The organism is Gracilimonas halophila (assembly GCF_042684365.1).
Taxonomy (GTDB): domain Bacteria; phylum Bacteroidota; class Rhodothermia; order Balneolales; family Balneolaceae; genus Gracilimonas; species Gracilimonas halophila.
Genome location: NZ_JBHULI010000024.1, coordinates 438,675 through 451,503, shown reverse-complemented (window position 1 = coordinate 451,503; position 12,829 = coordinate 438,675). Strand labels below are relative to the sequence as shown.

Below are 12,829 nucleotides of genomic sequence, written 5' to 3'. Positions count from 1 at the left end.
TATGCGTATCATTGTAACAGGGGGAGCCGGATTTATAGGCTCTAATCTTATTCTAAGACTTTACGAACAACATCCTGATTGGGAGATTTTCAACCTGGATAAATTGACGTATGCTTCGGATCACTCACACCTAAAATCCATCAAAGATTCGGGAAGATATTATTTTAAAAAAGTGGATCTGGTGAACAGGGATGAGGTCAAGGATGTGGTAAAGACATTCAAACCACAGGGAGTTTTTCACCTGGCAGCTGAATCTCACGTGGATAATTCCATACAGGGTCCGGAGCCATTTATTCAATCGAATATTGTAGGTACGTTCAATATTTTGGAACAGTGCAGGTTGCTGTGGAAGGAAGATGAAGACGACTGGAAGAACAATAGATTTCTGCATGTTTCAACCGATGAAGTATATGGTGAACTGGAGGGAGATGGCTTCTTTAATGAAGAGACTCCTTATGCACCGAATTCTCCCTATTCAGCCTCTAAAGCCGGCAGTGATTTTATCATTCGTTCATACTATCAAACTTATGGTATGAACGTCGTGACCACGAATTGCTCAAATAATTACGGTCCGCATCAACATGATGAAAAATTGATTCCTGTAGTCATCCGGAATGCCATTCAGCATAATGAAATTCCTGTTTACGGGAGAGGAGAAAACGTGCGAGACTGGTTATTTGTACATAATCACTGTGATGCTCTTGATGTAGCCTTTCAAACCGGTAAGGCCGGAGAAACTTATGTGATCGGTGGAAATAATGAATGGAAGAATATTGAATTGGTTCGCAAGATCTGTGACATCCTAAATGAAGAAGTTGGAAAAGGTCCTGATGGGGATTACAAGAACCTGATAACTTTTGTGGAAGACCGACTGGGACACGATTTCCGCTATGCCATTGACGCCTCAAAGATAAAGGAAGAGCTTGGCTGGGAAGCTTCTCAGGATTTTGACGGAATGCTTCGCCAAACAATTTTGTGGTATGTAAATACGTATAATTCTATGTGAATGAATATTAAATGCTAAATGTGATTTTTTGAACATTTAGCATTTAATATTCAAAATTTAACATTAATAAAAGAGAACCAATCGAGATTATGGCTGAGAAAAAATATTGGCTAATGAAATCAGAACCGGAAGATTATAGTATTGATGACCTCAAGGAAGATGGGGAAACCCCATGGACGGGAGTCAGAAATTATGGTGCCCGAAATTTTATGCGTGATGAAATGAATGTGGGAGATGGAGTTCTGTTCTATCATTCCAACATCTCAACGCCCGTGATTGTTGGAACAATGGAAGTTTGCAGTGAGCCATATCCAGATCCGCTTCAGTTTGATCCCAATTCAAAATATTTTGATAAGAAAAGCTCTGAAAGCGAACCTCGCTGGCAATTAGTGGATGTAAAGTTTGTTCAGAAGTTTGAGACTTCAGTTACCCGTGATGCCATGAAAGAAGAAGCAGCTCTTGACGATATGGAATTATTCCGACTGGGACGCTATTCAATTACTCCGGTTCGGGAAAGTGAATGGAAAAAGATACATGAAATGGCCGGGGCTGATATTAAATAAGCTTTTTCCTGCTGAGATTATTTTTTGATCTCAGCGTTACTTTCCTCTGGAAAGGAATCTGTGACACGTTCATCTTCCAGTTCTCTCATCTCCTTGATGGTTAAGCCATATCCAACAAGAAAAAGTACAGTAGCAACAATTCCGGCAAATAAAATAAACGGATCACCCATTGTAGCCTCCGTACATATTTTTGATATACACTCCGAATCCAAGGAGGGAGGGAACCCAGAGCCCGACGAAAAGTCCTGCTTCCTTATCCACAGCAAACCATAAATAAATGGAAAGAAACATAGACAGAAGAGCTGAACCTAAAATAAAAAGATCAGATTTTTTCATAATTATAAAGTCTATTTGATAGTTTAAATGTTCTGTTAGAGTTAATGTAAATCTTACCCTTAACATTCCTTTGAGCAAAAAAACGAGAAAGGGAACTTTCATATTAGATTAAAAGTTTTGTTGTAGTTAATTTAAACTATAACGGAGACGCTATGTTGGAACAACCAACCTTAACATTCGGTGAGTATACCTTAGTATACAATATGTTGTCTTTCGCTATCGCAGCGATGATCTTTTCAGGCCTGTTTTTTGTATTGGCCCGAGACAGAGTAGCCCCCAAGTACAGAATTTCTTTAGTGGTATCAACGCTTGTAGTAGGTATTGCAGCGTATCACTATCTAAGAATATTCAATTCCTGGGAAGCGGCATATATGATAACTGACGCAGGAAACTATATTGCATCAGGTAAACCATTCAATGATGCTTACAGATATATTGACTGGCTTTTGACAGTTCCTCTTTTGGTCGTTGAGCTGGTATTGGTAATCGGTCTTGCAAAAGACAAACAAAGCAGCATGCTTACAAAGCTGGTAATAGCCGCATTTTTGATGATTCTATTAGGGTATCCCGGAGAGATTTTAATGGCTGATTCCATGTTTTCAATGCGTGGACTTTGGGGCTTGTTGAGTACAATTCCATTCATCTACATCGTATATATATTATGGGTTGAACTTGGAACTGCAATGGAAGGACAATCAGGACAGGTTCAAGTACTTTTCAGAAATATCCGACTATTGCTATTAGCCACATGGGGATTTTATCCTATCGTATATATGGCTCCATTTTTTGGCTGGACGGGAGCAGAATCAGAAATCGCAATACAAGTAGGCTACTCAATAGCCGACGTGTTGGCGAAAGCCGGATACGGCGTGATGATCTATGCCATAGCAAGAGCAAAATCTGAAGCTGAAGGATATGAAGTTGGTCAAAGCGCTGTAAGTGCTTAAACCAGTCTATTCATGAAGAGAGCAATAAAAACCCTGTTGGTAAAAGGCAGGGTTTTTTTATGCGCTTTATTATTCCGGGTTGAAATTGCCGTACATCTTTTCAACTACAAACATATGGGGCAGGGTTAATACGCTGATCAGAATAAATAAAAGAGCAACAAGCAAGTCAGCATTTCCAAACGCCTGTAGGGCAAAATAAAGAACAATCAGGCCTGCATAAGACAATACGGAGTAAAGAAAGGTATTCTTATAGAACCATTTGAAAGAGACATTCATACCAAATTTATTCAGGTAGTTTAGCATGGTTTTAGTATGATTGAAGGCGTGCCAGCAACCAAAATAGACAGAGAATACAAAAATAGGCTCACCAAATGAAAATAGCAGTGACACAACAAGTGCATCTGCTGTAAACCAGGACCTAAGTAATTCGGGGCTTTTTAATAAACTGACCAATAGAAACATGACTGGATAAGTGAGGGCAAATGTCAGCGTAAAAATATAGGGTTCCATAACTCCAAAAAGCTGGTCCGAAAAAGAAAATCCCGTTACTTCTTCAATTACCACTGAGGAATAAAAGGGGTCACTACCAAACAGAATTAAGCCGACTATGGTTAAGCCACGGGAATAAAGCAGAATGTGTTTTGCAAACCCTTCTAAAGAAAAACGTTCTGCATCAGCTTGTCCAAAGTGATAGAGGGTCATCAACAGAAAAAGGATAAGTCCTGTCAGCGGAGAGAGGAACCAAAGTACTCCATATATAGCCATTATGCTCAGGTATGATATGTAAAATATGAGCTGATTTCTGGTATTCTTTGCTCGCCTGAATGCCTTAAAAGCTATCACATGATCCAAAGCTCCGTGTGGCATCCCTATTACGATGATCACAATAGCTAAGACCCAAAACCTGACCTCATGAATGAAGTCAGGAAACAATAAATTCAACAATAAGGCAGCTGCCCCTGCCAGTACCTGATAAATAATGTGTGAAGTGTGTGTTTTGTTCAAATTTTATCAGCTTAAAATTGAGTTTCAAGAAAAACTTAACAGTAAAAGATCAGTTCCACGGCTACAGGTAGGCATAACTTTCTCTGGTACTTTCTCCTTTGTCTATTTTGTCGTAGAGAGAATATAGGTACAGTACCAAGACACCAAAAGCCACGCCGGATATAAGTAACAGGATACTAGCCAGCCCGTCAGCTGAAAATGAAACCCGGATCAATACGGTGGTTACAACAAATCCGGTGTTTCGGATAAGCAGGCTGTAACGATCCGTGTATCGGAAAGAAGCGATCAGGATCAGAACATCCACAATGACCAAAGCCAGGAAGAATTCATGGTAGAAAATATTGTTGAAATCCCTAATGGTAGTTACTACACCTAAACTTAACTGGTTCAATTCAATGACCCAGTGGCTGAAACTATAAATGGAAAGAAAAAGAAACAAAGGAACCAAAAGAATACAGAGAATCTTTTTATAAAGAATAAACCCTTCGATATTAGCAGTTACTGTATGGTTTTTTCGGCTTACCAGCAGATAACGAAATAGGAAGATCAGAAAGAACAGAATGAGAAAACCAGTTATGTCGTAGAATAAAGTGAGATTTTCGGAAGCAAAAAGATCAACATCCTCTAAATCGAGATTTGAAATATCTTTAAAGATCTTACGAATGAGTATCAAAGAAACTATCTCGTACTGTTTGGCTATTGATACGGAGAATGAACGAGGTAAATAATAGATCAATAAATACACTTCGTAGAACAGGATAAAGGAAAAGGGGGTGTAAATAGCGGCAATGGGATTGGCCAGCAAACCCTCAACCTGAGCATGAACTTCAATAATATCAGCCATGTTAAAAAATACAAGAACCAAATGGACTATAAATCCTAAAGTTGCAACATAAAGAGTGGCAACTTCAATGGTATGTTTGATATCTTCATTGAAGAATTTTTCAAAAAATAAAAGGAAAAGCTTTTTAGAGAACATGCATTAGTAACCATAATTTACTTTGTTCAGTTCATACCTTTCAGCACACGTTTGTAAATATTTATTAAGATCATGAGAACATTTAAGAACTCATTTATAAGCGCAGGGGCCTTGTTATTACTCTGTTACCTCGCCGTTTGTGGTTATTTTTATTTAATACAGGAATCAATCATCTTTAGTCCTAGGATGCTTGATAAAGATGCCCGCTACGACTACAGCTTCGAATTTGAGGAGCGCTGGTTTGAGCCGGAACCGGATGTCCGAATTCATGCCATTCACGCTTATACCGATGCTGATTCAGTCAAAGGCTTAGTGATGTCTCTGCATGGGAACCGAGGAGCCAATCGAACAAATTCAGATAAATACACGCTTTTCCTGAATAACGGCTACGATATGATCTATCCTGATTATCGGATTTACGGAAAAAGCAGGTGGAATATGGATAATGAAAAAGATCTTGTTGGCGATATAAGCCATGTGTTTGAGGAAATGGCAGAGGAGTATGGAGAAGAGAATATTGCCATTGTGGGATATTCTCTTGGTTCAGGAGTTGCATCTCAGGTAGCCAAAGAGCACGACCCCAAAATGTTGATCTTGTGGACCCCCTTCTACAGTCTGGTCGATGTCAAAGACTCTCAGTTCCCGTTTCTTCCTGATTTCCTGATGCAATACCAGCTTAGAACTAATGTTGCTCTCCGTGAAATTGAAGAACCTGTTCATATTTTTTATGCCGGAGCGGATGAAGTATTGCCGATTAAACGATCACTTAAACTCACTGAATACCTCAAAGAAGGCGATACCTATAAAGTAATCGAAGGCCAGCGGCATGGATGGATCTACAGGAATCAGGAGTTGATTCAAGGCTTAGAGAAATTGTTCAGATAGCTAAGTAGATTTTAACAGATCACTATAGCCGGCATTGTTTAAGTTTCATGAACCTGCTGTAAAACAATTTCTTTAGTAGATGACAATAAGTGTCACCTGTGGCATTTATATTTGATCTATAATCGAATAGAAATCAAAAAGAATAACCTATGAATACCATTTCAATTGTAACCGGAATTATTATCGGGGCTATTGCCGGTTATATTATTGCTCATTTCAAATCCAAATCCGAAAGCTCACGGCTGGAAGAGCGAAATCAGAATCTTAAGGATCAGCTGGAGGAAGTTGAAACTGAATACGATCAGCTTCAGCAAAAAAGCGAGCAGGAGCTATCACAGGAAAGAGAGCGAGGTAACGAGCTGGATAAGAAGTTGGCTTCTCGTGAGGCAGATTACAGAAACTTGCAGGAGCGGCTCAATGAACAGAAGAAAGAGCTGGCCGAAATGCAGGAGCAGCTTACTACTCAATTTGAGAACCTTGCAAATAAGATCCTGGAAGAAAAATCCGAAAAATTTACCAAACAGAACAAGGAGCAGATCGATCAGTTGCTGAATCCTTTGGGAGAAAAGCTTGAGGCCTTTAAGAAGAAAGTCGAAGAGACTCATAAAGACGAAGTAGAAGCTCGAGGTTCCCTCAAACAAGAACTGAAGCATTTGATGGAGCTCAATAAAACCATGAGTGAGGATGCCAAGAATTTAACCAAAGCACTGAAAGGAGATAACAAGGCGGTCGGTGATTGGGGGGAAGTGATCTTAGAGAGAATCCTGGAACGTTCCGGTTTGACAAAAGGAAGGGAATATGAAACTCAGAAAGGTTTTTCCAAGGAAGACGGTATGGGGCACAACAAACCCGATGTGGTTGTGTATTTGCCGGATGAGAAATTTATGGTGATCGATTCGAAGGTTTCGTTGAAGGCGTATGAGAAATTTAGTTCGGCTGAAGATGAAGGTGAACAACAGCAATTCCTTAAAGAGCATGTGAATTCCATTCGTGCCCATGTTAAAGGTCTGAGCGGGAAAAATTATGAACAGATCCATGGTTCAAAAAGCCCGGATTTCGTTCTTCTCTTCATTCCTATTGAGCCTGCATTCAGTTCTGCGCTACAATATGATTCTAATTTGTACTACGAGGCCTTCGATCAGAACATCGTGATCGTTAGTCCTTCTACACTGCTGGCCACTCTTGCTACCATCGACAGTGTGTGGAAACAGGAATATCAGAATAAGAATGCGATGGAGATTGCTAAACGTGGAGGGGCACTGTACGATAAATTCGTGCTTTTCGTGGAAAGTATGAACGATATTGGGCAGCGTATCCGACAAACGCAGGATAGCTATGATGAGGCGATGGGCCGACTTTCAACCGGAGCCGGTAATCTGGTCCGCCAGGCTGAGATGATCCGTAAACTTGGGGCTAAAACTTCTAAACAGCTACCGGATGGAATGGTAGATGAATTTGAGGATGAAATGTTGGACGAAAATTCGGAGTCTGAATAAATTAAATGACCCTTCAAATAGCATAAGCCTAATACATAGGCTTAAATTTCATAAGATTCCGTTCATAAAAAGAAACAAAATTCTCCTAAGTCAGTATCTCTTTCAAAATTTAATACCTTTGGTCTATGGAAGAGCAAACTTCATTTCCCTGGAAAAAATATGGACAGATTGCCGGAGGGGTATTACTCGGCTGGACGTTTTGGTTTTGTCTTTTGCTCATGATCCTTCGATGGGTGAACCCGCCATTTACGGCTTTTACCATTCAAGAAAACTGGGAGGAGTTAGAAAAAGAAAGATATAACCTGAGAGAATTCTGGATTCGGGCTGAACAGATTCCGGATCACTTGAAATTGGCACTGGTCGCTTCCGAAGATCAGCGATTCTATGAGCATTGGGGACTTGATTTGGCAGCCATTGAAGAGGCCATAGAAGAAAAAAAGCTAAGCGATACCATTATCAATGCACTTCCAAGTCATTTTTATATGTTTGATGAGGAAATGAATTTCATAAGATGAAATAAGAATATAGTTGAAACCACGGGAAGGACGGATGAAGAACTCATAGATCTGAGTCCTGCAGACTTCTTTGAAGGTGAGGATATACAAAGAGTCAGCGAATACGTAAGAAGAACAATGAATGGATTTGAAGGTTCTATTCAGGCTGATCTGGTGATGAAAGACGGTTCAAAAGAACCTTATTTATATCATGCAATTGCATTCGAGAATAGTGGAAAGAAGTATTTTCTTGGAACGGGACAATCGGTAGCTGAGCAGGTAGAATATCAATCCAGTTTAAAAAATCTGATCCATGAAAAGGAGGTACTACTGCAAGAAGTTCATCACTGTGTAAAAAATAATCTGGCAGTGATATCCGGATTCCTTCAGCTACAGGAGTTGATCTCAGAAGATGAAGAGACTAAGTCCGTATTACTTTCAAACTATATGCGTGTGAAGTCGATGGCGCTTATACATGAAGAATTGTATAAAGCCAAAGATTTTACAGGGATCGATTTTGAGCATTACTTAAATGAAATGCTGATTGTTCTGAAGGATAAACTCTGTCCTCCTGAAAAGAATATAAAACTTCACGTTTGTTCTGAATCCATTTATATGAATTTGAATCAGGCTGTTCCTTTGGCATTGATCATCAACGAACTGGTTTCCAATGCATACACATTTGCATTTGAGGGGAAAAATCATGGAAATGTTTGGGTTCGTTTTAAACTGAGAGGAGATCAGATCTACCTTAGCATAGAAGATGACGGCATCGGTCTTCCTGATGATTTCATATTAGAAGAAAGCCCTACTTTGGGAACTACTTTAGTTGTTTCTTACTCAGAACAGATTGACGCAGACATTAATATCTCCTCAGAAAAAGGTACCCATTATGAGCTTAGGTTCTCAAATAAAACGGCTAGATCAGGATCAAATCTCCACATTGCAGTGTAGTTCTAAACAGTGATCAGTATTCAAACATGTTCCAGGGACGACCGGTAGGTTTTGGAGCTTTAAATATCATGAGTTCTTTTTTAGTAGGATGTTCAAGCTCCATTTTTACTGACCTTAATGCGATATCCTGATCTCCTTTTTTAGGATTTCCGTATTTATGATCTCCCCACAAAGGATGTCCTTCCTTGGAAAATTGCACTCGAATTTGGTGAGGTCGGCCGGTGATCAGATCTACTTCAATTACACTGAATTTGGCACTCTGCTTTATGCTGATAAACTTCAATCGGGATTCTTTTGCATCACCCTTAGGTGATTTGTACGCCTTTACAACATTGGTCCTGTTATCCTTTTTGAGAAAATGAACATACTCTCCGAATACCGGTGCCTGTCCTTCAACAAGTGCCCAGTAGGTTTTGTTAATGGTTCGTTTTCGAATTTGGTAGGAAAGCCGGGAAGCTGCTTTTGAAGTTCTTGCCAATACCATTACTCCGCTTACCGGACGATCCAGACGGTGAACCAATCCTAAAAAAACATCACCGGGCTTATTATATTTCTTCTTGATGTATTGCTTACAAAGGTTTAGTACATCAGGGTCGCCGGTATGATCTTCCTGCGAAAGCAATCCCGCTGGTTTATCGATCACCAAAAGATGATTGTCTTCGTAGATGATAGGAATGTTGGGAGTTGTTTTAGTTGTATCCATATGATCAAAATTATGAATTCTATAAACCAATAATGGAGTAAAAATTAATTTGAATAAGGTGAGGTCAAAATTTCAATAAACCAGTGCAATCAGCAACTGAATTCTGTTATCTTTAAGGCATGAGTAACGAAGGACAAGTAAAACTCTCAGAGAAAGTCGCAAATTTACCCACCTCACCGGGCGTGTATATTTACAGAGATGCCAATGAATCTGTATTGTATGTAGGTAAGGCAAAACGGCTTAGAAATCGTGTTCGGTCATACTTTCAGGATTCTCGTCCTACTGACGGGCGTATCAAAACCATGGTTTCAAAAATAGATGACCTGGAAGTATTTGTAACTGATTCAGAGGCTGAGGCACTTATTCTGGAGAACAATCTCATTAAACAATATCAGCCTCGGTATAATATCATGTATCGGGATGATAAGTCCTATCCATATATCTGCATCACCGATGAGACCAAGCCAAGGGTATTTCCAACCCGGACTGTGGTGAAAGACGGAAGTAAATACTATGGTCCTTATGACAGTGTGGGAGCTATGAAGAGGATGCTGGAGACTATCCGGAAAGCATTTGGGCTTTGTACATGTGCTGTTTCCCAAAAAACCATTGATAAAACCCGGGGTGTACCAAAATGGCATTCCTGCTTTGATGACTATCTGGAAAATTGTTCCGGTGATTGGGATAATGAAGTTTACCAGGCTACGGTCAAAAAAGTGGACCGGATGTTGAATGGTAAGACCGACCAGTTGATCCGTGAGCTTAAAGAGGAAATGCAGATCGCTTCGGATGCTTTGGTATTTGAGGAGGCCGCCCAGCTTCGTGATAGCCTTGAAGCTGTTCAGCATTACAGCCAGAAGATGAAAATGGTGGTTTCTAAAAAAGTGGACCGTGATGTGTTTGCTATCAGAAAAGACGAAGAAATTGGCGAGGCATGCGGTGTACTATTTAAAGTGAGGGAAGGGAAGATGATTGGAAAGTTTCATCGATTCCTGAAAAATATTGAAGGACTGGAAATGGGTGAGATGTTACAATCTTTTGTAGAAGATTATTATACCGGTCAGTACATGGCGGCTATTCCCGATGAAGTATATTTGAGTCATGAGTTACCCGAAACAGAACCTCTGGAACAGTATTTACAACAGGAGAGAGGAAAGATCGTACCGGTGCATGTCCCTCAGATCGGGGAGAAAAAGCAACTCATTAAAATGGCACAGGCGAATGCTAAACTACATCTGAATGAACGTGCACTTGAAAAAGCAAAAGCCGAACGAGACCGAATTCCTCATGCAGTAAAGGAATTGAAAGAACATCTAAAACTTGATCGCCTTCCGAGGAGAATTGAGTGTTTTGATAACTCGAATCTTCAAGGAACCGACCCTGTGGCATCTATGGTCTGTTTTGTGGATGCCAAACCAAGAAAGAGTGAGTACAAGCGGTTCAATATAAAAACAGTAGAAGGTCCGGATGATTTTGCTTCTATGAAGGAGGTCTTAGCACGCCGATATTCCCGGGTAATGAAGGAAGGGACTCAGATACCTGATCTTATTATTGTAGATGGCGGAAAAGGTCAGTTGAGCTCAGCAGTAGAGGCTCTTAAGGAAATCGATTTTTATGGAGAATGTGAGGTCATCGGTTTAGCTAAAAGACTTGAAGAAGTATTTTTGCCAGGAATGTCAGACCCGATCATGATCCCCAAGAAATCATCGGCACTCAAATTGCTACAACAGGCGCGGGACGAAGCTCACCGATTTGCCATAACTTTTCACCGCCAAAAAAGGAGCACTCGAACAGTAAAAACGGAGCTGCTTGATATAAATGGAGTGGGAGAGAAGACAGCTAAGAAGCTACTCATAGAATTTGGATCAGTAAAGAAAATAAAAGCAGCCAAAAAAGAAGAAATACAGGCTGTAGCGGGGAAGTCTGTGGGAGAAAAGGTATACAACTATTTTGAAGGATAGGTCGTCATCACCCAAAGAAGTACAAAACTGCTCACATTAACATGTTATATGAATACCGTGTCAGCAATAGTACAATAGTGTCAGATGGTAAAGTAAAAATGAGCACCATCTGAAACGTTCTTAATAATCTGAAAGTTATTGAAACATAAAGTATCTGTTTTAGTTTGATTATTTGGAGCAGAATCCCAAATTTAGGGTGAATATTATGAAATTGATTAAGAGACACGTAGAAAAACCTAATTACAAAAGCCTCAAAGACAGAGAGCTTGTAAAAATCTTCCGCAAGAATGCGGATGAATCTGCTTTTAATGAATTGATGAACCGTCATCAGCAAAAGATCTATTCTTATATTTACAGCATGGTAATGAATCCTGAAATTGCTAATGACCTTTTTCAAACTACCTTCACCAAGGTAATTACAAAAATGGATGATACGTACAATGAACAGGGAAAATGGATCGCCTGGGTTATGCGTATTGCACATAATGCAACCATTGATTATTTAAGAAAACAAAAACGATATATTGACGTTAGTGGATGGAGTGACGAAGATTCTTCAACCGATTATTTCGATCGAATGGAAGATGACAGTGTTGTGGATGCTGACGAGCAGATTGTTGAAGCCGAAACTCGTTCAAGCCTAATGAAACACATTGCCAAACTTCCTGAAGAACAGCGCTCGGTCGTTTTGCTTAGACATTATTATGAAATGCCATTTAAAGAAATTGCAGAACTTACCGATGTATCCATCAACACCGCTTTAGGGCGTATGCGATATGCACTCATAAACTTAAGAAAGTATTTTGAGGAAGAACGAGAAGAAGAGCAAAAACATGCACACGGATGAAAATAAGGCTATTCGTTATCTAATGAAGGAAATGGATCCTTCTGAAGAGATCGAGTTTGAAAAGCAAATGCGGGAAGACGGAGATCTACTGATCGAAGTTGAAAGCTTGAGAGCCACAAATAATAAACTTTCAGGTCTCCCGCATAAAACACCATCGGCTGATTTGACTGCCACTATTATTGAAAACGCTAAAGAGACTCAGTCAAGAAGAAGTTCGGGGACAGCAAACATTATATTTTTTATGAAAAGGGGTATAGCAGCGGCTATTCTTTTAGGTGCTTTCACCGGTGGATATATGTATTATTCAGACTATTCAAGTTCTCAGCCCCCTCAATCTACAGGGGCTGAAACTGTAGAACCCTGGGTTGACCGAAATGAGATCCTCCGGTTCTCAGCAGACCAGCAAGAAGAGCAATCCTCCACATTAGATGCAGATCTAGACAGAAGCTACGAGAAATTACAGTTAGTTAATGACCCCACAGGAACTAATTCCTCCGGCAATGGTATTTTGCTCACAGGGTCATCAAACTAAACGCCTGCAAGACATTGCTTTATATCATTAATGTGGAAAACTTTGGTACTTAATGTGAATAAGTATTTTTGTATGGCAGTGCACCTCGCTTTATATTATAATTTATCAGAAAACTATATCA

The 12,829-nt window shown here is 39.8% G+C and carries 15 protein-coding genes; 10 read left to right on the top strand and 5 right to left on the bottom strand.

Annotation, left to right across the window (positions count from 1 at the left end; translation table 11 throughout):
* The first annotated feature begins 1 nt into the window (after position 1).
* Both rfbB and ACFSVN_RS08460 read left to right on the top strand, forming a co-directional pair.
* Complete coding sequence (rfbB, locus tag ACFSVN_RS08465; protein WP_390300978.1) at positions 2-1,006, top strand: dTDP-glucose 4,6-dehydratase; 1,005 nt, start codon at positions 2-4, stop codon at positions 1,004-1,006.
* An 89-nt stretch (positions 1,007-1,095) separates the two neighbouring features.
* Entirely contained in the window at positions 1,096-1,569 is a 474-nt protein-coding gene (locus ACFSVN_RS08460) for an EVE domain-containing protein (protein WP_390300976.1), read from the top strand.
* 17 nt (positions 1,570-1,586) lie between these two features.
* Here the strand turns inward: ACFSVN_RS08460 and ACFSVN_RS08455 are convergent, their stop codons facing one another.
* Entirely contained in the window at positions 1,587-1,739 is a 153-nt protein-coding gene (locus ACFSVN_RS08455) for a hypothetical protein (RefSeq protein WP_390300974.1), read from the bottom strand.
* Positions 1,732-1,905 carry a hypothetical protein gene (locus ACFSVN_RS08450; RefSeq protein WP_390300972.1) on the bottom strand — a complete coding sequence of 58 codons (174 nt, stop codon included), beginning with the start codon at positions 1,903-1,905 and terminating at the stop codon, positions 1,732-1,734. The genes ACFSVN_RS08455 and ACFSVN_RS08450 overlap by 8 nt, the downstream gene beginning before the upstream one ends.
* A gap of 152 nt (positions 1,906-2,057) precedes the next feature.
* On the opposite strand from ACFSVN_RS08450, the gene ACFSVN_RS08445 reads away from it, so the two are divergent.
* Positions 2,058-2,852, top strand: a complete 795-nt coding sequence (locus ACFSVN_RS08445) for a bacteriorhodopsin-like (RefSeq protein ID WP_390300970.1) — start codon at positions 2,058-2,060, stop codon at positions 2,850-2,852.
* Positions 2,853-2,921: 69 nt separating this feature from the next.
* On the opposite strand, the gene ACFSVN_RS08440 is transcribed toward ACFSVN_RS08445, so the two are convergent.
* Both ACFSVN_RS08440 and ACFSVN_RS08435 read right to left on the bottom strand, forming a co-directional pair.
* On the bottom strand, positions 2,922-3,857 hold the full coding sequence (locus ACFSVN_RS08440) for a Brp/Blh family beta-carotene 15,15'-dioxygenase (RefSeq protein WP_390300968.1): 936 nt from the start codon (positions 3,855-3,857) through the stop codon (positions 2,922-2,924).
* Positions 3,858-3,918: 61 nt separating this feature from the next.
* A complete protein-coding gene (locus ACFSVN_RS08435) occupies positions 3,919-4,836 on the bottom strand; it encodes a hypothetical protein (RefSeq protein ID WP_390300966.1) in 918 nt (305 codons plus the stop codon).
* A 186-nt stretch (positions 4,837-5,022) separates the two neighbouring features.
* Here ACFSVN_RS08435 and ACFSVN_RS08430 point away from each other — a divergent pair, with 186 nt between their 5' ends.
* The 4 genes from ACFSVN_RS08430 (at position 5,023) to ACFSVN_RS08415 (ending at position 8,665) form a co-directional block, all read left to right on the top strand.
* Positions 5,023-5,721 (top strand): alpha/beta hydrolase, encoded by a 699-nt coding sequence (locus ACFSVN_RS08430; RefSeq protein ID WP_390300964.1) that lies wholly within the window; start codon positions 5,023-5,025, stop codon positions 5,719-5,721.
* A gap of 149 nt (positions 5,722-5,870) precedes the next feature.
* A complete protein-coding gene (gene rmuC, locus ACFSVN_RS08425; protein WP_390300962.1) occupies positions 5,871-7,217 on the top strand; it encodes a DNA recombination protein RmuC in 1,347 nt (448 codons plus the stop codon).
* A 125-nt stretch (positions 7,218-7,342) separates the two neighbouring features.
* The gene (locus ACFSVN_RS08420; protein ID WP_390300960.1) at positions 7,343-7,732 is read left to right on the top strand and encodes a transglycosylase domain-containing protein; all 390 of its coding nucleotides are present in this window, start codon (positions 7,343-7,345) and stop codon (positions 7,730-7,732) included.
* A gap of 9 nt (positions 7,733-7,741) precedes the next feature.
* Positions 7,742-8,665, top strand: a complete 924-nt coding sequence (locus ACFSVN_RS08415; RefSeq protein ID WP_390302324.1) for a histidine kinase dimerization/phosphoacceptor domain -containing protein — start codon at positions 7,742-7,744, stop codon at positions 8,663-8,665.
* 13 nt (positions 8,666-8,678) lie between these two features.
* On the opposite strand, the gene ACFSVN_RS08410 is transcribed toward ACFSVN_RS08415, so the two are convergent.
* Positions 8,679-9,368 carry an RluA family pseudouridine synthase gene (locus tag ACFSVN_RS08410; RefSeq protein WP_390300958.1) on the bottom strand — a complete coding sequence of 230 codons (690 nt, stop codon included), beginning with the start codon at positions 9,366-9,368 and terminating at the stop codon, positions 8,679-8,681.
* A 119-nt stretch (positions 9,369-9,487) separates the two neighbouring features.
* Here ACFSVN_RS08410 and uvrC point away from each other — a divergent pair, with 119 nt between their 5' ends.
* From uvrC to ACFSVN_RS08395, 3 genes are all read left to right on the top strand, one after another.
* Positions 9,488-11,329 (top strand): excinuclease ABC subunit UvrC, encoded by a 1,842-nt coding sequence (gene uvrC, locus ACFSVN_RS08405; protein ID WP_390300956.1) that lies wholly within the window; start codon positions 9,488-9,490, stop codon positions 11,327-11,329.
* 205 nt (positions 11,330-11,534) lie between these two features.
* Positions 11,535-12,176 carry an RNA polymerase sigma factor gene (locus tag ACFSVN_RS08400; RefSeq protein WP_390300954.1) on the top strand — a complete coding sequence of 214 codons (642 nt, stop codon included), beginning with the start codon at positions 11,535-11,537 and terminating at the stop codon, positions 12,174-12,176.
* A complete protein-coding gene (locus tag ACFSVN_RS08395; RefSeq protein ID WP_390300952.1) occupies positions 12,163-12,708 on the top strand; it encodes an anti-sigma factor in 546 nt (181 codons plus the stop codon). The genes ACFSVN_RS08400 and ACFSVN_RS08395 overlap by 14 nt, the downstream gene beginning before the upstream one ends.
* Positions 12,709-12,829: the final 121 nt, after the last annotated feature.